The organism is Curtobacterium sp. MCSS17_006 (assembly GCF_003234215.1).
Classification (GTDB): domain Bacteria; phylum Actinomycetota; class Actinomycetes; order Actinomycetales; family Microbacteriaceae; genus Curtobacterium; species Curtobacterium flaccumfaciens.
On sequence record NZ_QKSO01000008.1, the window covers coordinates 33542 to 55491 of the forward strand.

Sequence of the window (21950 nt, forward strand, 5' to 3'; positions counted from 1 at the left end):
GCCGCGCCGGTTCCGGCGGCGGTGCGGGGTCGTAGCCCGCCACCGGCTGGGTGGTGACGCGTCTGCGGCGCCGCACCGGGCCTCCCGGCTGGTCCGCCGTCTCGCCTCCGTCAGCGGCGGGACGGACGGGAGGCGCGGCTGACGACGCGTCGTCGACTCGCGTCCACGTGCCCACCAGCTGGTCCGTCTCCGGCGTCACCGGACCGGCGGGCCGCGAGGCCCGGCGGCTCATCGGCGGGCGGGGATCGGGGGTATCGAGATCTCCTGCGTGGCACCGCGGTCGACCCCGAGCACGGACGCGACGGTGTCGGCGACGCGGTCCGGGTCGGAGAACAGCTGGAACGCGTGCACGCGCACGTAGTGCCAGCCGAGACGACGGAGCACCTCGGGGCGCAGGCGCAGGGACTCGCGCAGCGATCCCTTGACGAGCGACGCATCGGTCTCGATCGTGACGCAGACCCCGCCGTGCGCGGCGACGAGGCCGAGCTTGCCGCGGTGTCCGAGCGCGACCGGGATGCCACGCATCTCGAGGCGCCGGGCCAGGTCGACGAGCAGCGGGTCGGAGTCGTCCGGCACGTACTCGGCGGTGGTGCGCGCACGCACCTCGGCCAGGATCTCGGCGAGGGCGACGGTGCCGTGGCCCATGCGCTCGGCCTCGATGTCCGACGGCTGGAAGCAGGTGACGATGACCATCGACCGACGCGCACGGGTCATGGCGACCGCCAGCAGCCGCTCGCCGCCGGGCTTGCCGAGCGGACCGAAGTCGCGGAGCACGCGGCCGTGCGGAGTGCGGCCGTAGCCGATGGAGAACACGACACGGTCGCGGCTCTGCGCCACCGACTGCTCGAGCGTCGCCACGATGAACGGCTCGGCACGGTCGCCGATGACGAACTCGGTCAGGTCCTTGTGGCCCTGCGCGGCGGTCAGCACGGCCTGCTCGACGCGCACGGCGTGCTTCGCCGACGCGGTGATGACCATGAGGGACTCGGTCGGACGGGTGCGGGCGTGGTCGATGACGAGCCGGACCACGCGGTCCACCTCGGCGTCGACGCTCTCGACGGCACCGGACTCGGGGTCGGGCACCGCCTTGCCGTCGCTGACGTAGTCGAGCGCGATCGAGCCGTGGCCGAGGAACGAGCCGGCCCACGGCAGGGACTCGATCTTGCCGCCGTAGAAGCGACGGTTCACGAGCTCGGCGAGGTCCTCGCCGCCGGCGCGGTACGACCGCGACAGCGACAGGGTCGGCAGCAGGGTGGACAGCTTCGCCAGGGCGGAGTCGGCGTGGAACGCATCGAGCGTGCCCTCGTCGACCTGTAGCGCCCGGTGCTCGGGGTCCACGGCGATGCGGAACGGCGACGGCGTCTGGGTGACCGGGTCGCCGAACACGACGGTCTGGCGGGCACGGCGGACGGCACCGACGGTCTCGGCGATCGTCACGGCGCCGGCGTCGACCAGGATCACGGTGTCGAACGGCATGGTGTCGGCGATCTGCGGCACCTCGTACGGGCTGGCGAGCCAGACGGGCGCGATCGACCGGGACAGGTGCGGTGCGGAGTCCTGGAGCAGGCGCGAGGTGATCGCGCCGTCGCGGAGCTGGGTCTTGAGCGCGGTCGCCTCTTCGGGCCAGTCGACGAGACCGACCTTCCAGTTCTCGGCGAGCTGCCACGCCAGGCCCTGGGAGACCCCGGCCGCGTGGGCGTCGTCCACCAGGCGGAAGTCGGCCTCGACCCGGTCGAGCATGTCGGTGTTCGCGCCGAGCAGCGCCCGGTCGGACTCGAGCATGGTCTCGAGGGCGGACTGCCACCAGGCGAGTTCGAGCTCGGCCGGCACCTGCACGTCCGGCACGTGCCGGTTCGCCAGGTCGGTGATGAGCGGCTCGAGCTGCAGGTCGCGCAGGGTCTGCATGAGCTCGGTGCGCTCCTGCAGGTTGTGCAGGACGTCGGACTCGGCCGCGAGTTCGGCGATGGTCGGGACGAGCTGGTCGACCGGGGTGTTCGCGAGCTGGCGGTCACGCTCGGTGCGGCCCAGCGGCTCGTCGAGGCGCGCGAGGTCCTCGGCGACGTTCGAGAACAGCACCTGGACGTCGGCGATGCCCGTGGGCACCTCGGGGTTCACGCCGGCGGCGACGTAGCGCTGCCAGAGCACCCGCTGCTGCTGGACGCGGGTCAGGGCCTCGTGCAGGTCGGACACGTGCACGCCCGGACGGACGTACTCGCGGGCGAGCTTCTTGAGCCGGCGACGGTTCGTCGACGACATCGGGGCGCCCTCGCCGCGGGGAGCGGTGGCGGCCACGAGCTCGGACACCGAGCGGTCGAAGACCACCGGCAGGAAGCGGTCGAGCGTGTCACGGATCTCGGTGAGCAGGCGCAGGTAGATGCCGAGCTCGTTGATCGTCGTGAACTGGCGCATGTGCGTCGAGCTCACCAGGTCGTGGGCGCGACGGAGCAGGGTCGGCAGGCCGTCGGCGTCGAGGTCCTTCGCGATGCGGTGCGCACGCTGGGCGCCATCGCTCGAACCGAACTTCGCGCCGTACCAGGGCGAGTCGTCGGGGCCGTAGCGGAACTCACCGAGGTTCGCGGCGCTGACCATCGTCTCGGCGACGCGCGAGCGGCCCTCGACCATCGAGGCGACGGACTGCTTCGACAGCCGCGCGGTGGTCGACGGGGCGACGGGCAGCAGCGACAGGCGCGACAGCTCCACCAGGCAGTCGAGCACCGAGACGCCGAAGTCGGGGTCCTTGCGGGTGAGCGAGCCGCGGTAGTCCTTGAGCACCTTGCGCAGGCGGACCAGGGCGTCGTCGACCTCGCGGAGGTTCGGACGCGCGGCCTTCTCGTTCCGGGCGATCGCACGGACGACGTCGCGGCGCAGGGTCGACGGCGTGACCGCGACCCCGGGCAGCTGGACCTCGCCGAAGCGGGCGGCGATGCCCCGCAGGGTGGCGCGGCGCGGGCTCACGACGAGCACGCGCTTGTTCGCGGCGACCAGGCCACCCAGGGCGTTCACGATGGTCTGGGTGCCACCGGTGCCTGGAAGGGTCTTCACGACGATGGAGTTGCCGGCCGTGATCTGCGCGATCACGTTCTCCTGCTCGTCGTCGGCGTCGAGCAGGAGCGTGTCCGTCTCCGGGCTGCGCTCGTCCGACGGGGTCTGCTCGACCGGGTGGTAGGACTGCTCGACCTGCCACTTCGCGCTCGGGTTGCCGGCGAGGGCGTCGAGCACGGGGTGCGACAGGTCGCCGGTGTCCTCGACCATGCCGGTGGCGACCTCGGCGAAGGTGGACACCACGAGGCGTGCGTGCACCGAGAAGCCGGGGATGTGCGCGGTCAGGCCACGCAGGCGGTCGATGACGGGGTTCGGCGTGAACGAGCCGTCCTGCTGCGCGAGGGCCACGAAGGACTGCGCGTCGAGGATGACCCCGAACTGCTCGTGCAGGGCGTCGGCGAGGCCCGGGTTGAGCACCGGCTCGCCGAGCAGGCGCACCTCGAAGTCGCGACCGTGCCGGCGGATCGCCAGGGGACGCAGGAGCACCGGGCCGCGGAACTGCTCGTCGCCGTGCTTCCAGTCAGCCATGCCGATGCCGAGCTTCACGGCGTCGATGCCGCGCACGGTGGCCAGCTCGGTGCCCTTCGCCTCGACGTGTCCGGCGGCCACGCGGGCGGCACGGAGCGCCACCTCGTCGCGGATCAGGCTGGACAGCAGGGTCGTCTTGCCGGTGATGAACTGCGCGAGACCGCCCGGGTGGGTGGTCGAGAGCTCGATGCGGGCGCGCGGGTGGTCGCTGAAGTGCGTGAGCGGGCTCGTGCCGCCGACGCCGGTCAGCTGGGTGCGCCAGCCGTCCCACGTCGGTTCGGCCGCGTTGCCGGCCTGCAGCCGCGGGTCGCCGAGGCTGATCGCCTGCGGGCTCGTCATCTGCAGCTCCGGGCGGAGCGTGCGGTCCGGCTCGTCGTCGGTCCGTTCCTGGTCCACGTCCTGCTGCTCGTCTCGATCGTCGTCGGGGCGCGCGCGGGCACCCTCGACGGGGACGTCGTCGTTCACGTCGTCCTCACCGTCGGTCACCCTGTCCGCTCGCCACACATCCGACACTGTAGGCGGAACCGGACGGCCTCTCTGGCAATGAACCGAGGTTTCGGGGTTTCCGCACGGACGTGACCGCCGTCCGGCCCGACGTGCGCCGCCGTCCGACCCGACGTGCGGCGCGCCCGATCCGACGGCGGCCCCGTCCGGTGTGGTACCAACGGGGCATGGCCATCGACGACCGCACCGCTCCGTCCGCCCCCACGCCGAACCGGCGTCGATCGGTCCCCGCCGAGATCTCACGGTCGTGGCTGCTGGTCTCCGGCACCGCCACCGACCGGTTCGACAAGTCCCAGCGCTCCCGCGCCGACCAGATCATCCTGGACATCGAGGACGCCGTCGACCCCGCCGCGAAGCCCTCGGCCCGGCAGGGCGTCGCCGCCTGGCTGGCCGGCGGTGGCGAGGCCTGGGTGCGCATCAACGACGTCACGACGGACTTCTGGGCGGACGACGTCGAGGAGCTCCGCGGCCTGCCCGGGCTGCAGGGCGTCATGCTCGCCAAGACCGAGTCCCCCGCCCAGGTCACCGACACCTGGCACCGGCTCGGCGGCCAGACGCCGGTGATCGCCCTGGTCGAGTCGGCCCTGGGCATCGAGGAGTCCGTGTCGATCGCCAAGGCGCAGGGCGCGTTCCGCCTGGCCTTCGGTTCCGGCGACTACCGCCGCGACACCGGGACCAGCGCCGACACGCTCGCGATGGCGTACCCGCGGTCGAAGCTGGTCGTCGCCTCGCGCGTCGGCGACCTGCCGGGCCCGATCGACGGCCCCACGGTCGGGTCGTCGCACCCGATCCTCCGCGAGCAGTCGCAGGTGGCGGTGTCGCTCGGCCTCACCGGCAAGCTCTGCCTGGACACCGAGCAGCTCCCCGTCATCAACGAGGTCATCTCCCCCACACCGACCGACGTCGCCTGGGCGCAGGACTTCCTCGACGACTTCGAGGCCCGCGGCCGGGTCATCCGCGACGGTTCCGACCTGCCGCGGCTCGGTCGGGCGCAGAAGATCCAGCGGCTCGCACAGGCGTTCGGGGTCGAGGCGCGGTAGGACTGCACGCATGACCTGGTCCAACGTCCCCGGCCCTCCGCCGCAGTCCTCCTCCGGTCCCACGGACGCGCAGCGCGCGGCGTGGGAGCGCGGTGGCACCACGCTGTTCCCGCCGGCGAAGCTCGCCGACCGGATCTCGACGGTGCTGCTCCTGGTGTTCGGTGCCGTCATGACCGCGATCACGGCGGTCGTCGGCATCGTCGCGATCGCCTCGGCCACGGCGGAGTGCGACGCCTCGTCGGGCTGCACGCCCGGCGGGTACTTCGGTGGCGCGGCCATCGCGGTCGGTGGTGCCTTCGTCATCGGGGTCGCCACGATCGTGCTGTCGATCGGCGCGTGGATCCGGCGGAAGCCGTCGTGGTGGATCGCCGCGATCGGCTTCGTGCTCGCGATCGTCGTCATCGTGTGGGGCGGGGTCGTGTTCGCGAACGCCGTCGACAGCGGTTCTGCCTCGTCGTCGGTGTCCGCCAGCGCCTGACCGGCGCCACGCTTCCGACAGGACACGCGTCGATCGACGCGTGTCCTGTCCGAGAACGCGTGTGCGTTCCGGCCTGGAGGCGCGAAGGCGGGGCCGCCACGCGCCTCCAGTCCGCCTGTCGGTCACGGCCACGGCGTGACCACCTGGGCGTGCGAGCGCACCCCCGGCGCATGCTGGGCCGATGAAGCAACGAGTCATCGGAGACGTGTCCGTCAGTGCCATCGGTCTGGGCGGGATGCCCATGTCGATCGAGGGCCGACCGGACGAGCGTCAGTCCATCGCCACGATCCACGCAGCGCTCGAGAACGGTGTCACGCTCATCGACACCGCCGACGCCTACCACCTGGGCGGCCACGACGAGGTGGGGCACAACGAGGAGCTCATCGCGCGGGCCGTCCGGGAGTTCCACGACGACACCTCGGACGTCCTCATCGCGACGAAGGGCGGACACCTGCGCCCCGAGGCCGGCAACTGGGCGCAGAACGGGCACCCGGAGTACCTGAAGGAGGCGGCGAAGGCCTCGGCGAAGCGGCTCGGCGTCGAGCAGATCGGCCTGTACCAGTTCCACCGCCCCGACCCGGCGGTGCCGTACGCCGACTCGATCGGGGCGCTCGCCGAGCTGCTCGACGAGGGCGTCATCCGGATGGCGGGCATCTCGAACGCCGACCCGGACCAGATCCGCACCGCGAACGAGGTCCTCGGCGGACGCCTGGCGTCGGTGCAGAACCAGTACTCGCCGAAGTTCCGGTCGAGCGAGCCGGAGCTCGAGCTGTGCGACGAGCTCGGCATCGCGTTCCTGCCGTGGAGCCCCCTCGGTGGCATCGGGAGCGCGGCGGACCTCGGCACGGCGTTCGAGGACTTCGCGTACATCGCCCGCGACCGTGGGGTCACCCCGCAGGTCATCGCTCTGGCCTGGGAGCTGCAGAAGAGCGACGTCGTCGTGCCGATCCCCGGTGCGTCGCGGCCGCAGTCGATCCTGAACTCGATCACGGCGCCGACCGTGCGGCTGCGGCCGGAGGACGTCGCACGCCTCGACGCCTCGCAGCCCGCGGCCGTCTGACGCTCGTTCCCCCGACGGGGCAAGCACGTCGCCCCGCCGCTCCTGGTCCAGGAGCGGCGGGGCGTCGTCGTGCGTGGCCGCGCGTGCGCCCGCTCAGCTCTTGGCGGGACAGACCGCCGAGACCTGGTCGAGCGTGGTCTGTACCTCGGACTGGGCCTTCGTCACCTTGGCGGAGTCCTCGGCGGCGCCGGAGCGGATGGCGGAGCTGTAGCCCTTCGCCGCGCTGGAGAAGTCCTCGAACGTGTCGTGCACCTGCTCGTTCGAGACCTTCGTCAGCGCCGAGTCGATGCGCTGGACGAACGCTCCGATGAGCGCCGCGCGGGCCTTCACGTCGGACGGCGCCGTGTTGGCGCCCTGCTCCTTGAGGAACGACGCGAGTTCGTCCTCGAGCAGGGAGCAGGCTTCCCCCTTGGTCTGGGCGGGTGCTGCGGCGGCCGTCTTCGAGGCCGACGGCGCGCTGGACGAGCCCGAGTCGCCGCCGGAGGAGCCGCCGTCGGACGAACCGCCGTCGCCGCCCGAGCAGCCGGCGAGCAACGTGAGCGCGAGGCCGGCGGTGGCGAGCGCGGTGAGGGTGCGGCGCATCAGGAGTTGCACTCCTTCTGGAACGCGTTGCCGGCGTCCTGCACCTTGGTGCTGGACTTCGTCAGGGCCGAGACGTCGGCCGACTGCGGGTCGTCGGCGATGTCCTCGATGTCGTCGACCAGGTCGCCGTACGCCTCTTCGAAGGCGTCGCCCTTGGCCTTCAGGTCGTCGTCCGACAGGTCGTCGACGCCGTCGGAGATCTTCTCGTCGAGCTCCTTGAGCTTCGTGACGGCGGCGTCCGGGTCGGACTGCAGGTTCGCGGCCTCGGACTGGACGCCCTGGGCGGCGGACTTGACGGTCTTCTCGAACTGCGTGCACTGCTCGGCCTTGGACGGCCCGGTCGAGCAACCGGCGAGCAGCGTGAGCGCGAGGCCGGCGGTGGCCAGCGCGATGAGCTTCTTGGGCATGGTGGAGAGTCCCCCTCGATCTGTCCGCACTCCCCCGGATGAGGTGCAGATCCGTCATCGAGCGTACAGGGAACATCCACAGGGAGACCGGCCGGGTTGTGGGCGATCGGCACCCGGCCGGAGGCACGTGGCGCGTACCGTCGAGGGCATGCGAGCCATCACGTTCGACGACGCTTCCATGTCCGTCACCGACCTGCCCGACCCGGAACCCGGTACGGACGAGGTCCTGATCGAGGTCGCCGCTGCCGGCGTCAACAACGCCGACCTGCAGCAGCGCGCCGGGAACTACCCCCCGCCGCCCGGGGCCTCGCAGCTCCTCGGGCTCGAGGTCTCCGGCACGGTGCGGGCCGTCGGCGCGGGCGTCACGACCGTGGCGGTGGGAGACCGGGTGTGCGCGCTGCTCTCCGGCGGCGGGTACGCGGCACTCGTGGTCGCGCCGGTCACCCAGGTGCTGCCGGTCCCCGAAGGCGTCGACCTGGTCGAGGCGGCCGGGCTGCCCGAGGCCGCCTGCACCGTCTATTCCAACATCGGCATGCTCGCCGGGCTCCGACCTGGGCAGACGCTCCTGGTGCACGGCGGCACCGGCGGCATGGGGTCGCACGCGGTGCTGTGGGCGAAGGCCCTCGGTGCGACGGTGATCGCGACGAGCGGCGGCGACCGCAAGGTCGCCGCGTCCCGTGACCTCGGCGCCGACCTGGTGGTCGATCACCGTACGGAGGACTTCGTGGAGCGCGTCATGGCGTTCACCGACGGTGTCGGCGTCGACGTGGTGCTCGACGTCGTCGGACCGTCCTACCTGGAGCGGAACCTGCAGGCCCTCGCCCCGAACGGGCACATCGCGGTCATCGCCTCGGGCAGCGGCCGCACCGCCGAGCTCGACTTCGGGGTGCTGATGCGGAAGCGCGCGACGATCAGCGGCACGACCCTGCGTGCACGGCCGCTCGCCGAGAAGGCCGCCATCGTCGAGGCGGTCCGCTACAACGTCTGGCCGCTGGTCGCCGACGGCCGGGTGCGCCCGGTCATCGACTCGGTGCTGCCCCTGGCCGAGGTCGAGGAAGCCCACCGCCGCGTGCGCGACGGCGAGGTGATCGGCAAGGTGCTGCTGACGCCCTAGGCGTGCACGCGGGCGAGGAACTCGACGAGCGCCGGGTGCTGCGGGTGGTCGAGGACGTCGGCGGGGGATCCCTGCTCGACGACCTCGCCGCGGTGCAGGAACACGATCCGGTCGGCGACGTTCCGCGCGAAGTGCATCTCGTGCGTCGTCATCAGGATCGTCGAACCCTGCCGCTTCAGCTCGGTGACCAGGTCGAGCACCTCGCCGACGAGCTGCGGGTCGAGGGCGCTCGTGACCTCGTCGAGCAGCAGGAGTTCCGGGTCCGACGCGATCGCCCGGACGATCGCGACGCGCTGCTGCTGCCCACCGGACAGGCGGTCGGGGTACGCATCGGCGAACGAAGCGAGGCCGATCCGGTCGAGCAGCCGGCGCGCGGTGTCCTCGGCCTGGGCCCGTCCGATGCCGTGCACCTGGCGGGAGGCGAGCGTGACGTTGTCGAGCACGCTCATGTGCGGGAACAGGTTGAACTGCTGGAACACCACGCCGATGCGCGCCCGCACGGCGTCGACGGCGACGCGCGGGTCGGCGATGTCCGTGCCCTGCAGCAGGATCTCGCCGTCGTCGATGCCCTCGAGCAGGTTGACCGTCTTGAGCAGCGTCGACTTGCCGGAGCCCGAGGCCCCGATGACGCAGATGACCTGGTGGCGGTGGACCGTCAGGTCGATCCCGCGCAGGACCTCGTGCTCGCCGAAGGCCTTGCGCAACCCGCGCAGTTCGAGGACCGCGGCGTCCGTACCGGACGCACCACAGGCCTCCTGGCCGGCCTCGCTCATACGGTCCCTCCGATCTGTTCGCGCCGCTGCTGGCGACGCGCGATCGCGTCCGTGACGCGGATCAGCGGCAGGCTGATCACCACGAACAGCAGCCCGGCGACGAAGTACGGCGTGAAGTTGTAGGTCTCGGCCTGCGCGATCTGGGCGGAGCGGACCGCGTCGACGGCCCCGAGGATCGACACCAGACCGACGTCCTTCTGCATCGACACGAAGTCGTTCATCAGCGCCGGAGTGACCTTGCGGATCGCCTGCGGCAGCACCACCAGCCGCAGGGTCTTGGCGTGCGAGAGTCCGAGCGACCGGGCGGCCAGGCGCTGCGAGGGGTGCACGGCCTCCATGCCGGCGCGGAGCACCTCGGCGATGTACGACGAGTAGGTCAGGGTGATCGCGATCGTGCCCCAGACCTCGGCGGGGAGCCGCGGGAACACCCCGAGCCCGGGGATGCCGTAGCCCACCAGGTAGAGCACGATGATGAGCGGCAGGCCGCGGAACAGGTCCGTGTAGCCGGTCGCGAGCATCCGCAGCGGGAAGAACACCGGGTTGCGCAGGCCGCGGACGACCGCGAGCAGCGTGCCGAACACGGCGACGCCGATGGCGCTGAAGAACAGGATCCGGACGTTGAGCCAGAGGCCCAGCAGGATGTCCGGGAACGTGTCGACCGCGGTCTGCGGGTCGAAGAACGACTGCTGCACCGCTGCCCAGCCGGGGGTGTTCACGACGCCGAAGTACACGACGGCGAGCACGACCAGGGTGGAGACGACCGACACCACGACCGAGCGACGGCCACGCTGGCGGCGGTAGAGCCGACGCTCGAGCTCGACCTGGCTCGGCGCGGGTGCGGCGACCGGGGTGCCGGCCCCTGCTGGCAGGGTCATCCGGTTACTTCAGGACCGGCGTGCCGGTCTCCGACGACAGCCACTTGGTCTGCAGGTCCTGCAGGGTGCCGTCGTCGTCGAGGGTCTTCAGGGCCTTGTCGACCTTGCTCGTCAGCTCCGAGTCCTTCGGCAGGACGAAGCCGAACTGGTCGCCCTTGCCGTCGTCGGGGAACTGCGCGGACACGGTGCCGTCGTCGACCTGGGCCGAGGCCATGTAGAACGCCGTCGGCAGGTCGGTGACGATCGCGTCGATCTGCCCGGACTTGAGCGCGAGCACGGCGTCGTCGTTGGAGTTGAACACCTGCGGCGTGACACCGAGGACGTCCTTGACGCTCGCGATGCTCGTCGAACCGGTCGCGACGCCGATCGCATCCTGCTTGAGGGCAGCGATCGTGGTGTCGCCGGCGGCCTTCGACCCGGAGGTCGTCACGACCGCCTGGGTCGTCGTGTAGTAGGCGCTCGACATGTCGACGGCCTTCTTGCGCTTCGCGTCGATCGAGAACTGCTGGACGTTGAGGTCCCAGTCCTTCGGGCCCGGTGCGATGGCACTGTCGAAGGTGCTGCGCTTCCACACGACGTCGGACTTGCTGTAGCCCATCTCCTTCGCGACCGCGTAGGCCACGGCGGACTCGAAGCCCTTGCCGGACTGCGGCTTGTTGTCCTCGACCCAGGGCGAGTACGCCGGGTCACCGGTGGCGATCGTGAGCTTGCCGTCGGTCACGGTGCCGTCGGCGTTGCTGCTGCCCCCGGCGGAGCAGGCCGACAGGGCGAGGGCGGCGACCGCGGCGGTGGCGACGGCGAGGGTGAAGCGGAGGGGACGGGTCACGGTCGGGCCTTCGTGCGAGGGGGTGGGGGCAGGTCGAAGTGTACTTCGCAGTGGGATACCAACGCGAAACAGTGTCGCGGTGCTACTCGGCGGCAGGGTCCCCGTCGTCGGCCATCGTGAAGTCGTCGAACGAGAAGCCCGGCGACACCAGGCAGCTCAGCAGCACCTCGCCGTCGCCCGGGATCGTCCGCTGCCACACCCCGCCGCGCACGAACGCCTGCGCGTCGTTCACGCGGTCGCGTCCGGCGTCCGGGCCGAGCGTGATCGTCGCGCCGGGCTCGGGGACGTCACCGTCGCCGCCGAGCTGCAGGTCGACGGTGTCCGGCCCGTGCCACATCCAGATCTCGTCGCTCGTGACCCGGTGCCAGGCGGAGGCCTCGCCCGGGGGCAGCAGGAAGTGGATCAGGGTGGCGGCGGGACGGTCCCCCGCGGGGGTGGTGACCGTCGCCGGCGAGGTCCAGGTGCGGACGTACCAGCCGCCCTCGGGGTGCGGTTCCATGCCGAGGGCGATCGCGCGCTTCGGCACGTCGAGCCACTCGATCAGCTCACCGGTGACGGTTCGGCGTGCGGCCATTCCGGGGTGGGGTGCGGTGTCGGTCATCGTTCCTCCTGGTGCGGTGCGGGGATGTCCATGTGCGGGGAAGCCGGCTCGGTGACGACGCCCGCCGCGGCGCGGACGACCCCGCGGATCACGGTGGCGGCCGCCCGCCCGGCGCCGTCCTCGACGAGCTCGGCGAGTGCGTCCGGCACGGTCCGGGCGTCGACGTCGAAGACCGCCAGGTCGGCACGCGCCCCGACGGCGAGGTGCCCGATGCGGTCCGGCCCGACGGCGAGGCCCATCGCGTGCGCACCACCGAGGGTCGCCGCCGCGAGCAGCCGCTCGTGCAGGTCACGGTGCCCGTAGCCCTGGGCGCGGGCAATCCGGTGCAGCGCGGTGACGTCGGCCATCAGGTCGAGGGACGGCGACGACGACAGGGAGTCGGTGCCGATGGCGATCGGGCTGCCCTCGCGCAGGTAGTCGGCGACGGGCGGCGGGTCGAGGCCGATGACGGCGTTGGAGCGGGGGCACAGCGCCACCGCGGTGCCCCGAGCACGCAGGAGGGCCCGGTCGGCCGCGGTCATGTAGACGCCGTGGGCGATGTGGCAGTCCGGGCCGAGCACCCCGAGCCGGTCGACGAACGCGGTCGCGCTCGCACCGAAGCCCAGGGCTCGCAGCGCCCGGAACGACGGCACGTTCGCCAGGTGCCAGTCGTTCCCGTGGCCGACGCCGTCGACCCCGTCGAGACCGGGGACCGGACCGAGGGCGGTGCGCTCCCCCTCGAACGCCGCCTCGCCGAGGTGCAGGTGCAGTCGCAGACCGCGCTGCCGCACGATGTCGGGGAGCTCGAGCAGCGGAGCGACCTCGAGCGAGTAGGGCGCGTGCGGCGACAGGCCGGCACCGGGCGTCGTGGGGATGCGGTCGAGTTCGTCGAGCACCTGGTCGCGTCCGTGCGACTGCCAGGCGTCGTTCTCCCAGTCCATCACCTCCCAGTACGCGATGCCGCCGAGCCCGGCGTCCTGCAGGGCGGTCGAGGCCTCGATGTCGGTGACGATGTCCGCGATGCTCGTGACGCCGGCCAGGATCGACGCCCGTGCACCGTCCGCGGCTTCGGCCCGCCAGTCGTGCGGTTCGGCGTAGTCGACGTTGAACGCTGCGGCCCAGTCCTCGAATCCGCCGTACTGCCGTTGGCCGACACTGGCCATGCCGGTGTACTGGAGGTGCGAGTGCGCGTTCACGAGTCCGGGCAGGAGCGCGCCACGCCACTGCCGCTCGGTGAAGGTCGCGCCGGACCCGGTGAGCTGGTCGATGACCCATGACCGGTCTCCGACGTGCAGGATCCGGCCGTCCTGCACGGCGACCGCACCGTCCGCGATCGGTGGTGCGGTCATCGGGACGACGACGCGCGCCGAGTGCACCGTGACCGGCTGCTGTCGGGCGCTCACGACGGGGCTCCGAAACGGTGCGTCCGGACGTCCGGCTCGCGGTCCGCGGGGTGCTCAGCGGGGAGGCCGGGAGGCACGGGTCGGCTCCCGAACGCGGCGAGCGCCGCGCGGGCGGTCACGTCGTCGACCGCGGGGTCGATCGGCACGACGGCACGCTCCAGCTCGTCGCCGCGCTCCAGGAGCATCCGGACGGCGCCGAGCTGCACGGCGAACGACAGGTCCATGATCTCGACCGGGTTGCCCTCGGCCGCGGTGATGTTGATGCAGCCGCCGTCGTCGAGCACGATCGGCCCACCGTCGGACCCGGGGAACACGAACCGCTCGGCCTCGGGGCCCGCGTCCTGGCGCCGGGCCCCGGCCGCGAGCGCGTCGTCGGTGGCGATCTCCTGGTCGACCCCGCCGGCGACGGCGAGGACCGCACCGTCCGCGCAGGCACGGAGCACCTCGAGGCCGATGGTGTGCGACACCCCGGTGGCGCTCATCACGAGGTCGGCGTCACGCACCGCCTCGACGAGCGGGGCCACGGCGTACCCGGCGAAGCGCGCCTGCAGGGCGCGGACAGGGTCGGTCTCGGCGACCGTCACCCGGAACCCGAGGGCGGTGAGCACCAGGGCGACCCCCTCGCCGACGTGCCCGAACCCGGCGACGACCGCCGCGCCTCCCGGGATCACCCGGTGTGTGCCGGACGCGAGCCCGTCGACCAGGTCGAGCACCGCGAACACCGTCGACTGCCCGGTGCCGTACCGGTTGTCGAAGAACGTCTTGGTGCGGGCGTCGTTCACCGCGATCACCGGGATGCCGAGCTCGCCGCGCGCTGCCAGCACACGCAGGGGTCGCAGGCCGCTCGTGGTCTCCTCGGCGGCGCCGAGCATCGTCGGCAACAGGTCGGGGCGTTCCTGGTGGGCGAGCCGGATGACGTGCGAGCCGTCGTCGAGCAGGATGTGCGGCGCGGTGTCGAGCATCGCGAGGGCCAGCTGTTTCTGCTCGGGGAGCGTCGCCGTGCTGCTCGCGAAGACCGCCAGGCCGGCGGACCGCAGTGCCTCGGCGACGGCGTCGTCGGTCTCGTCGGCGTGGGCGTAGACGACGACCTCGGCGCCGGCGTCCCGGAGCAGCAGGCTCAGCACGGCTGTCTTGGGCTCGAGGAACATCGCGACGCCGATGCGTGTGCCGCGCAGGAGTCCACCGACGCGGAGTTCCGCGGCGACCGACCGGGCGACCGGCATCGACCGTCGCGCCCAGCGCAGGCGGGCGTCCGCTGCTGGGTCGTCCTCGGGGTCGCGGCCGGTGGAGACGAGGAAGACGTCGTCGGAGAGCATCGGGACGGCGAGGACGCCGGGGCGGGCGGGCGCGATGGAGCCGAAGGCGTCCTCGTCGACGGCGGGCAGGTACCGGCCGGCGTCGATGACGACCAGGGTGGTGCCGCGTGGGCGGTCGGCGGCCTGCTCGACCGCGGGGGTCGATTCCTCGGGCGTGCCGAGGCACCAGAGCTGGTCGACGAGGTCGGACGGGTGCTGCCGGTGCTGGTGCTGGTGGTTCGACTGCTCGGCCTCGTGCGCGCCGAGTGCGGTCAGCAGGTGCCGCAGTGCCGCGGCGTCACGGGGGTCACCGCCGACGATGCGGAACCGGCGGGCGGCGACGAGCAGGTTGGTCGCGGCGGCGAAGCGCCGGACGGCCGCCGAGGCCCAGGCCAGCGTCGCGGGATCGGGTGCTGGCGGCATGTGCCAATCGTAGGGCGAGGCCGGGCAGACGCCTGCTGCGAAGGCCTGCAGTCCTGCGGCGCTCCGGGAATGCCCGGGGGCGCTCCGACGTACTCTCTGCACATGAGCGATGCGACGACTGCCCCCGACCGCGTGACCATGTTCGGTGCCGACTGGTGCCGCGACTGCCGTCGGTCCAAGGCGCTGCTCGACACCCTCGGCGTGGACTACGAGTACGTCGACGTGGAGCAGGACCTGTCCGCGGCCGACCGCGCCGAGGCGATCAGCGGCCGGAAGAACATCCCCGTCGTGGTGCTGCCGAACGGCAAGCACTTCGTCGAGCCGTCGGACGCCGAGCTGCGCGCCGAGCTCGAGGCCTCCGGCATCGTCTGATCGCCACTGGCCGCTGCGACTCCACGCGCCCAACGACACCTCACGGGCACTGTGGCGCGTGAGGTGTCGCTGAGCGCGAGCGGTCGCCGCACCGGCACCCGAGCGGACATCGGATGAATCGGGCATCATGAGCGCGTGATCATCGACGCTCACCACCACCTCTGGGATCCCGCCGACCGGCCGTACCCCTGGATGGACGACTCGGTCGCTCCGATCCGCCGCCGGTTCGACGTGGACGACCTCCGCGCCGCCGCCCGGAGCACCGACGTCACCCGGACGATCGTCGTGCAGGCCGTGCACGACCCCGGCGAGACCGCCTGGCTCCTCGAGCAGCCCGAGCCGGTCGCCGGGGTCGTCGGCTGGGTGGACCTGACCGCCCCGGACGTAGTCGACCGCATCGCCGCACTGATCGCGGGGTCCGGCGGAGACCGGCCGGCCAGCAGACGGCTGGTGGGCAATCGGCCAGGCAGCAGCCGGCTGGCGGGCAATCGGCCGGCCAGCACCCGCCTGGTCGGCATCCGCCAACAGGCGCACGACGAACCGGACCCGGACTGGCTCGCCCGGCCCGAGGTCGTCCGCGGAGTCCGTGCGGTGGCCGCCGCCGGCCTGGTGTTCGACGTGCTCGTCCGAGCGCGTGAGCACCGCGCTGCCCTCGCGCTGCTCGACGCCGTGCCCGAGGGATCGTTCGTCCTCGACCACGCCGGCAAACCCGACATCGCGGGCGGGGACCCCGGGTGGGCGGCCCGGATCGACGACTTCGCCGCGCGTCCGAACGTGGCCTGCAAGGTGTCCGGACTGTTCACCGAGGCCGGACCGGAGTGGCGACGGCAGCCCGTCGACCGGTACGTCCGTGCGGTGGTCGAGCGGTTCGGACCGGAGCGGTCACTGTTCGGGTCGGACTGGCCCGTCTCGACGCTCGCCACGACCTACGACGACGTGGTGCGGCGGACCACCGACGCGCTGGCCGACCTGACCGCGGACGAACGGCAGTCGGTGCTGAGCGGGACGGCGGAGCGCACGTACCTGCATGGGAGGACCCTCAGCACCGGCGACCTTGTCGGCAACCCGGCGCAGACATAGGATGTCTCTGGTTGCGCCGGTGCAGCCGGAGAGCGAGGAACGATGCAGTTCGCACGACTCGGCCCCGCGGGCGGCGAGATCCCCGTCGCGGTCGACACCGACGGCGAGGTCCTCGACCTCCGCCCGATCACGACCGACATCGGCGGGGCCTTCCTGGCGTCCGACCCGGTCGCCCGCGTCCGGCACGCGCGGAGCGCCGGGGACCTCCGAGCGCTGCCCGACGCCGAGGGCCTCCGCCGCGGTGCACCGGTGGCCCGCCCCGGCAAGGTCGTCTGCATCGGCCTGAACTACCGCGACCACGCCGCCGAGACCGGCGCCGAGATCCCGACCGAGCCGATCGTGTTCATGAAGGACCCGATGACGGTGATCGGCCCGGACGACGAGGTCCTGATCCCCCGCGGCAGCGAGAAGACCGACTGGGAGATCGAACTCGCCGTCGTCATCGGGCAGACCGCCCGCTACTGCGACTCCGACGAGGCCGCGAGCGCCTGCATCGCCGGCTACGCCATCGCCAACGACGTCTCCGAACGGGCATTCCAGCTCAAGCGCGGCGGCCAGTGGGACAAGGGGAAGTCCTGCGAGACGTTCAACCCGCTCGGCCCGTGGCTGGTCACCCCCGACCAGGTCGACCCGGCGGCGCTCGCACTCCGGCTCACCGTCAACGGCGAGGTGCGGCAGGACGGCACCACCGCCGACATGATCTTCCGACCCGTCGAGATCGTCCGGTACCTGTCGCAGTTCATGGTGCTGTACCCGGGCGACGTCATCAGCACGGGCACACCGGCCGGGGTCGCCCTGGCCGGACACGCGCCGTACCTGCAGCCCGGCGACGTGGTCGAGCTCACCGCCGACGGGCTCGGCTCGCAGCGCCAGACAGTGGGAGCAGCCTGATGACCGACACCACCGACCAGACCAGCACGACCGGGATGCCCAGCACCCACGCGGGTCTCCGCGCGATCGTCACCGGTGGCGCCTCCGGCATCGGCGCGGCCATCGCGGCCGCCCTGCACGAGCGGGGCGCAGCGGTCGCCGTGCTCGACCTGCAATCGTCCGCCGCCGAGGGACTCGTCTCCGTCACCTGCGACGTGTCGTCCGACGAGTCCGTCCGTGCCGCCGTCGCGTCGGCCGTCGACCAGCTCGGCGGTCTCGACGTGCTCGTCAACAACGCCGGCATCGGCGCCCAGGGAACGGTCGAGGACAACTCCGACGACGAGTGGCGCCGCCTGTACGAGGTCAACGTGCTCGGCGCCGTGCGCCTGTCCCGCGCTGCGCTCCCCCACCTCCGAGCGTCGGACAGCGCGAGCATCGTCAACACGTGCTCCGTCGCGGCCACGGCCGGACTGCCCCAGCGGGCGCTCTACTCCGCCACGAAGGGGGCGATCTCCGCGCTCACCCGCGCGATGGCCGCCGACCACGTCCGCGAGGGCATCCGCGTCAATGCCGTCAACCCCGGCACCGCCGACACCCCGTGGATCGCGCGACTCCTGTCGTCCGCGGACGACCCGGCCGCCGAACGCGCCGCGCTCGAGGCACGCCAGCCGCACGGACGTCTGGTGCAGGCGGCGGAGGTCGCCGAGGCGGTCGCCTACCTGACGAGCCCGCTCGCCCGGTCGACGACGGGCGTCGAGCTGGCGGTCGACGGCGGGATGCAGGCACTCCGGCTGCGGCCGGCCTGATGGTCGCCCCGCGGCTCCGCCGCACCGGCCTGGAGGCCCGTCCCGGGTATCGTCGGGACGTCCCACCGCGCACGCGGCCGGGTCCACAGGAGGTGGTGACGTGGCGTCGTTGACCGACGATGCGATCGCACGCATCCAGCAGATGATCGTGAGCGGCGAGCTCCAACCCGGCCAGCGCCTCCCGCCCGAGAAGGAACTGAGCGAGTCGCTCGGACTGTCCCGCAACAGTCTCCGCGAAGCCGTGAAGGCGCTCGAGCTCATCCGCGTGCTCGACGTCCGACGCGGCGACGGCACCTACGTGACGTCGCTCGAACCGGGCGTCCTGCTCGAGGCGGTGTCGTTCGTCGTCGACATGCACCACGACCGGTCGCTCGTCGACCTGCTTGAGGTGCGCCGCATCCTGGAACCGGCGTCCGCCGTCCTGGCGACGGCCCGCGCCACGGAACAGCAGATCGACGAGCTCGCGACCCTGATGCAGTCCGTCGGCGAGGACACCGGCGTCGAGGACCTCGTCGCCCACGACCTGCTGTTCCACTCGACCATCGCGGGCATCGGCGGCAACCAGTACCTGTCCGGGCTGCTCGACGCGCTGTCGAGCAAGACGGTGCGGGTGCGGGTGTGGCGCGGACTGACGCAGAACGGGTCGGTGCAGCGGACCCTCGACGAGCACGCGGCCATCGTCGACGCCATCCGGCGCCGGGATCCGCAGCTCGTGCAGGCCCTCGTCGTGTCCCACGTCGAAGGTGTCGAGCGCTGGTTGCGGCGCTCCCTCGACTGAACCCGACAATCCTCCCAGGAACCTCGGAGTTGTGTCGGTCCTCGGCCCTGACTCCGGCAACCATGCCGCGGCAACCGCACCCACGAGGAGGACACCGTGCTCGGTCTCATCATCAGCTTGATCATCATCGGACTCATCGCCGGCGCTCTCGCCCGGCTCATCATCCCCGGCAAGCAGAACATCGGCATCCTCATGACGATCGTCCTGGGCATCGTCGGCTCGTTCGTCGGCGGGTTCCTCGGCTACCTGATCTTCAACCACGACGGGAACGACGGCTTCTTCCAGCCCGCCGGCATCATCGGCTCGATCATCGGCGCCATCATCGTGCTGTTCATCTACACGCGCGTCGCCGGCCGCGGTTCGCGCCGCTAGGCACCACGCTGCCGGTCCGACCGGCGCACCACCGAAGTCACCCCGAACCACGCAGACGCGTGGTTCGGGGTGACTTTCGTCGTACGTGGCGTCACATCGCGAGCAGGCCCGCTGCACGCAGGTCGTCCCAGAGCGCCTCGGGAACGACGGCGGCGGCCCGGGCGACGTTCGAGCGCACCTGGTCGGCGGACTGCACCCCGAGGGCGATCGCCGCGACCGCCGTGGCCCGACGCGGGAACGCCAGTGCGGCTTCGGGCAGCGTGACCCCGTGGCGCTCGCAGACGTCGGCGATGGAATTCGCCCGCGCGAGCAGCTGCGCGGAGGCCTCGGCGTAGTCGTAGGTCGCACCCGCCGAAGGGCGCTCCTGCCCGAGCAGCCCCGAGTTGTAGACCCCGACCGCCACGACCGCGACGCCCAGTGACGCACACCGGTCGACGAGCGCCGCCGCCGGTTGCTCGAGCAGGGTGTACCGCCCGGCGAGCATGACGACGTCGCAGAGCCCGGTGTCGACGGCCGCCGACAGCGCCTCGACGGAGTTCGACCCGACGCCGACCGCCCGCACGACGCCCTCGTCGCGGAGCTCGGCGAGCGTCGGCAGTGCCTGGGTCAGACCGTCGGTGAGTGAGTACACGTCCGGGTCGTGCAGGTAGGCGACGTCGACGTGGTCGAGCCCGAGGCGGCCGAGCGACTCGTCGAGCGAGCGCCGCACGCCCGACGGCGACGGGTCCCACTGCCGCACGGTGTCGTCCGGCACCGCGAAGCCCCCGGACGCCAGGTCGTCACCGCCACCGCGCCCGGGCACGAGCACCCGCCCGACCTTCGTCGACACGAGGAACTCCGTCCGGGGGCGTCCGGCGAGCGCCGCACCGAGCCGCCGTTCGGACAGGCCCAGGCCGTAGTGCGGGGCGGTGTCGAACCCGCGGACGCCGGCGTCCCACGCGGCGTCAACCGTGGCGCGGGCGTCGGCGTCGGACACCGGACGGAGCAGGTTGCCGATGCCGGCCCCGCCGAACCAGAACGGGCCACGGTCCAGGTCGAGATCGGTCACGGGTCCACCTGGTCCACGTGGTGCACCTGGTCCGCCAGCGACCAGACCCGTGGGACCCCGTCGTCGTCGCCCGAGTAGTCGTCGTCCGCCTCGAGCAGCGGGTTGATCGTCTCCTGCCACTCGGCGTTGACCGGGTCGTCGGCGAGCGCCCGGCGCATCGCCCGGTGGTCCTCGACCTCGATCAGGTGGACCAGGTCGAGCCCGTCCCGCCAGATCGTCCAGTCGTGCACGCCGGCCTCGCGCAGTCGCGCCGCGAGCGCGGGCGGGACCGAGGCGTGCACGGTGTCGTACGCCGCCTCGTTCCCGGCCCGCAGTCGCGTCCGCGTCAGGATCCGCTGCATCAGTCGCGCAGGAACAGCTCGACGACGGGCACGGCGACGTCGGGCCGCACGATCGGCAGCGTCAGGGTGAGCGTGCCGGCGGGCTGACCGCCGAGCCCGGTGTTCTGCGCCCGGGTGCCCGGCGGGATCTCGCGGAAGTGGATCTCCGATGCGTCGTTGAGCAGCTGCGCGTACGCCACCCGGCCGGCGAGGTCGGGCAGGTGCACGTGCTCGAACGGCCACGCGAACAGGTGCAGGTACAGGCGGTTGCCGTTCTGCGTGTAGACGGTGTTCCGCGGGGCGACGAACCGCGACGGCCCCGCCCCGTACACCGAGCGGGCGTGCTGGCGCATCCACGTCCCGATGCCGTCGAGTGTCTGCCGCGAGACCCCGTCGAACTCGCCGCGACCGGTCGGCCCGATGTTGAGCAGCATGTTCCCGTTGTTCGAGACCCCGTCGACGAGCATGCGGACGAGCAGGTCGACCGGCTTCAGGTTCAGGTTGTCGCGGTCGTAGCCCCACGAGCCGTTCAGCGTCTGGCAGGCCTCCCACGGCACCGGGACGCCGTCGACCTCCATCGGCTTGTCGGGCTGGTACTGCTCGGGGGTGACCAGGTCACCGGGGATGTCGAGCCGGTCGTTCACGATGATGCCGGGCTGCAGTCGCTTGGTCAGCGCCATGAGCTCCTCGGACCCCCACTCGTCCCGGCCCTTGCCGCCCCAGATGTCCTCGTGGTCGTTGTCCCGGTAGGAGAAGTCGTAGAACAGGTAGTCGATCTGCCCGTAGTCGGTGAGCAGCTCCTCGACCTGACCGTGGAGGTACTCGCGGTAGCGCGACATGTCGCGGCCCTCGTTGAACGCCTCGATCTCCTCCGGCGAGTCGTCGCGCCGGGGGTGCACGCCGTCGACGGTGAAGTCCGGGTGGTGCCAGTCGATGAGCGAGTGGTAGAAGCCGACCCGCAGCCCCTCGGCACGGACGGCGTCGACGAACTCGCGCACGATGTCACGGCCGAACGGGGTGTTCGTGGACTTGTAGTCGGTCAGGGCGGTGTCCCACAGGCAGAAGCCCTCGTGGTGCTTCGTGGTGAGGACGACGTACTTCATCCCCGCCTGCCGTGCCCGACGTGCCCAGTCCGCGGCGTCGAACAGGTCCGGGTCGAAGTGGTCGAAGTACTTCTGGTAGTCCTCGTCGGTGATCCGTTCGCGGTTCTTCACCCACTCGTGCCGTGCCGGCAGGGCGTACAGCCCCCAGTGGATGAACATGCCGAACCGGTCGTGGGAGAACCACGCGGGGAACCCCGCGGAGTCGGTCGCGGTCTGCGGCTCGGCAGGTGCGGTGATGGTCATGAGGCCAGTGTTCCTTTCAGTGGAGGAC

General features: G+C 72.0%; 22 protein-coding genes. 10 read left to right on the forward strand and 12 right to left on the reverse strand.

Features of this window, described 5'->3' with window-relative positions; genetic code table 11:
• Positions 1–228: 228 nt before the first annotated feature.
• On the reverse strand, positions 229–4056 hold the full coding sequence (locus tag DEJ21_RS09270; RefSeq protein WP_111038986.1) for an ATP-binding protein: 3828 nt from the start codon (positions 4054–4056) through the stop codon (positions 229–231).
• Between the two features lie 185 nt (positions 4057–4241).
• Here DEJ21_RS09270 and DEJ21_RS09275 point away from each other — a divergent pair, with 185 nt between their 5' ends.
• The 3 genes from DEJ21_RS09275 to DEJ21_RS09285 all read left to right on the forward strand — a co-directional run bounded on the left by DEJ21_RS09275 (position 4242) and on the right by DEJ21_RS09285 (position 6652).
• Complete coding sequence (locus tag DEJ21_RS09275; RefSeq protein ID WP_017887994.1) at positions 4242–5114, forward strand: CoA ester lyase; 873 nt, start codon at positions 4242–4244, stop codon at positions 5112–5114.
• A 10-nt stretch (positions 5115–5124) separates the two neighbouring features.
• Entirely contained in the window at positions 5125–5592 is a 468-nt protein-coding gene (locus DEJ21_RS09280; RefSeq protein ID WP_111030703.1) for a DUF6264 family protein, read from the forward strand.
• Positions 5593–5773: 181 nt separating this feature from the next.
• Positions 5774–6652 (forward strand): aldo/keto reductase, encoded by an 879-nt coding sequence (locus tag DEJ21_RS09285; RefSeq protein WP_071244093.1) that lies wholly within the window; start codon positions 5774–5776, stop codon positions 6650–6652.
• Between the two features lie 93 nt (positions 6653–6745).
• On the opposite strand, the gene DEJ21_RS09290 is transcribed toward DEJ21_RS09285, so the two are convergent.
• Together DEJ21_RS09290 and DEJ21_RS09295 are read right to left on the reverse strand one after the other, a co-directional pair.
• Positions 6746–7234: a hypothetical protein gene (locus DEJ21_RS09290; protein ID WP_111224399.1), complete on the reverse strand. Its 489-nt coding sequence runs from the start codon at positions 7232–7234 to the stop codon at positions 6746–6748.
• Positions 7234–7641, reverse strand: a complete 408-nt coding sequence (locus DEJ21_RS09295) for a hypothetical protein (RefSeq protein WP_071404030.1) — start codon at positions 7639–7641, stop codon at positions 7234–7236. Before DEJ21_RS09295 ends, DEJ21_RS09290 begins: the two co-directional genes overlap by 1 nt.
• A 148-nt stretch (positions 7642–7789) precedes the next feature.
• Between DEJ21_RS09295 and DEJ21_RS09300 the strand changes: the two genes are divergently transcribed.
• Positions 7790–8755, forward strand: a complete 966-nt coding sequence (locus tag DEJ21_RS09300; protein ID WP_111224400.1) for an NAD(P)H-quinone oxidoreductase — start codon at positions 7790–7792, stop codon at positions 8753–8755.
• Here DEJ21_RS09300 and DEJ21_RS09305 read toward each other — a convergent pair.
• The 6 genes from DEJ21_RS09305 to DEJ21_RS09330 all read right to left on the reverse strand — a co-directional run bounded on the left by DEJ21_RS09305 (position 8752) and on the right by DEJ21_RS09330 (position 14930).
• The gene (locus DEJ21_RS09305) at positions 8752–9528 is read right to left on the reverse strand and encodes an amino acid ABC transporter ATP-binding protein (protein WP_111224401.1); all 777 of its coding nucleotides are present in this window, start codon (positions 9526–9528) and stop codon (positions 8752–8754) included. The genes DEJ21_RS09300 and DEJ21_RS09305 overlap by 4 nt on opposite strands.
• Positions 9525–10403 carry an amino acid ABC transporter permease gene (locus DEJ21_RS09310; protein WP_071404033.1) on the reverse strand — a complete coding sequence of 293 codons (879 nt, stop codon included), beginning with the start codon at positions 10401–10403 and terminating at the stop codon, positions 9525–9527. Before DEJ21_RS09310 ends, DEJ21_RS09305 begins: the two co-directional genes overlap by 4 nt.
• Positions 10404–10407: 4 nt before the next feature.
• Positions 10408–11229 carry an ABC transporter substrate-binding protein gene (locus DEJ21_RS09315; protein WP_111224402.1) on the reverse strand — a complete coding sequence of 274 codons (822 nt, stop codon included), beginning with the start codon at positions 11227–11229 and terminating at the stop codon, positions 10408–10410.
• An 82-nt stretch (positions 11230–11311) separates the two neighbouring features.
• Positions 11312–11830 (reverse strand): cupin domain-containing protein, encoded by a 519-nt coding sequence (locus DEJ21_RS09320; protein WP_258374987.1) that lies wholly within the window; start codon positions 11828–11830, stop codon positions 11312–11314.
• Positions 11827–13212 (reverse strand): amidohydrolase family protein, encoded by a 1386-nt coding sequence (locus tag DEJ21_RS09325; protein ID WP_258374988.1) that lies wholly within the window; start codon positions 13210–13212, stop codon positions 11827–11829. The genes DEJ21_RS09320 and DEJ21_RS09325 overlap by 4 nt, the downstream gene beginning before the upstream one ends.
• Complete coding sequence (locus DEJ21_RS09330; RefSeq protein ID WP_111224403.1) at positions 13209–14930, reverse strand: adenosylhomocysteinase; 1722 nt, start codon at positions 14928–14930, stop codon at positions 13209–13211. The genes DEJ21_RS09325 and DEJ21_RS09330 overlap by 4 nt, the downstream gene beginning before the upstream one ends.
• Positions 14931–15032: 102 nt before the next feature.
• On the opposite strand from DEJ21_RS09330, the gene DEJ21_RS09335 reads away from it, so the two are divergent.
• From DEJ21_RS09335 to DEJ21_RS09360, 6 genes are all read left to right on the forward strand, one after another.
• Entirely contained in the window at positions 15033–15302 is a 270-nt protein-coding gene (locus tag DEJ21_RS09335) for a glutaredoxin family protein (RefSeq protein ID WP_111091297.1), read from the forward strand.
• A 135-nt stretch (positions 15303–15437) separates the two neighbouring features.
• Entirely contained in the window at positions 15438–16382 is a 945-nt protein-coding gene (locus tag DEJ21_RS09340) for an amidohydrolase (RefSeq protein ID WP_111224404.1), read from the forward strand.
• A gap of 42 nt (positions 16383–16424) precedes the next feature.
• Positions 16425–17273: a fumarylacetoacetate hydrolase family protein gene (locus DEJ21_RS09345; protein WP_111224405.1), complete on the forward strand. Its 849-nt coding sequence runs from the start codon at positions 16425–16427 to the stop codon at positions 17271–17273.
• Positions 17273–18058 carry an SDR family NAD(P)-dependent oxidoreductase gene (locus tag DEJ21_RS09350; protein ID WP_181435838.1) on the forward strand — a complete coding sequence of 262 codons (786 nt, stop codon included), beginning with the start codon at positions 17273–17275 and terminating at the stop codon, positions 18056–18058. Before DEJ21_RS09345 ends, DEJ21_RS09350 begins: the two co-directional genes overlap by 1 nt.
• A 100-nt stretch (positions 18059–18158) precedes the next feature.
• Positions 18159–18836, forward strand: coding sequence for a FadR/GntR family transcriptional regulator (locus tag DEJ21_RS09355; protein ID WP_110862381.1), 678 nt, complete (start codon positions 18159–18161; stop codon positions 18834–18836).
• Between the two features lie 96 nt (positions 18837–18932).
• Positions 18933–19208: a GlsB/YeaQ/YmgE family stress response membrane protein gene (locus DEJ21_RS09360; protein ID WP_110865416.1), complete on the forward strand. Its 276-nt coding sequence runs from the start codon at positions 18933–18935 to the stop codon at positions 19206–19208.
• A gap of 91 nt (positions 19209–19299) precedes the next feature.
• Here the strand turns inward: DEJ21_RS09360 and DEJ21_RS09365 are convergent, their stop codons facing one another.
• From DEJ21_RS09365 to DEJ21_RS09375, 3 genes are read right to left on the reverse strand one after another with little or no spacing between them, the layout of a single operon-like run.
• Positions 19300–20256: an aldo/keto reductase gene (locus tag DEJ21_RS09365; protein WP_111224406.1), complete on the reverse strand. Its 957-nt coding sequence runs from the start codon at positions 20254–20256 to the stop codon at positions 19300–19302.
• On the reverse strand, positions 20253–20597 hold the full coding sequence (locus DEJ21_RS09370) for an L-rhamnose mutarotase (RefSeq protein WP_111032370.1): 345 nt from the start codon (positions 20595–20597) through the stop codon (positions 20253–20255). The genes DEJ21_RS09365 and DEJ21_RS09370 overlap by 4 nt, the downstream gene beginning before the upstream one ends.
• On the reverse strand, positions 20597–21922 hold the full coding sequence (locus tag DEJ21_RS09375) for an alpha-L-fucosidase (protein ID WP_111224407.1): 1326 nt from the start codon (positions 21920–21922) through the stop codon (positions 20597–20599). The genes DEJ21_RS09370 and DEJ21_RS09375 overlap by 1 nt, the downstream gene beginning before the upstream one ends.
• Between the last annotated feature and the right edge of the window lie 28 nt (positions 21923–21950).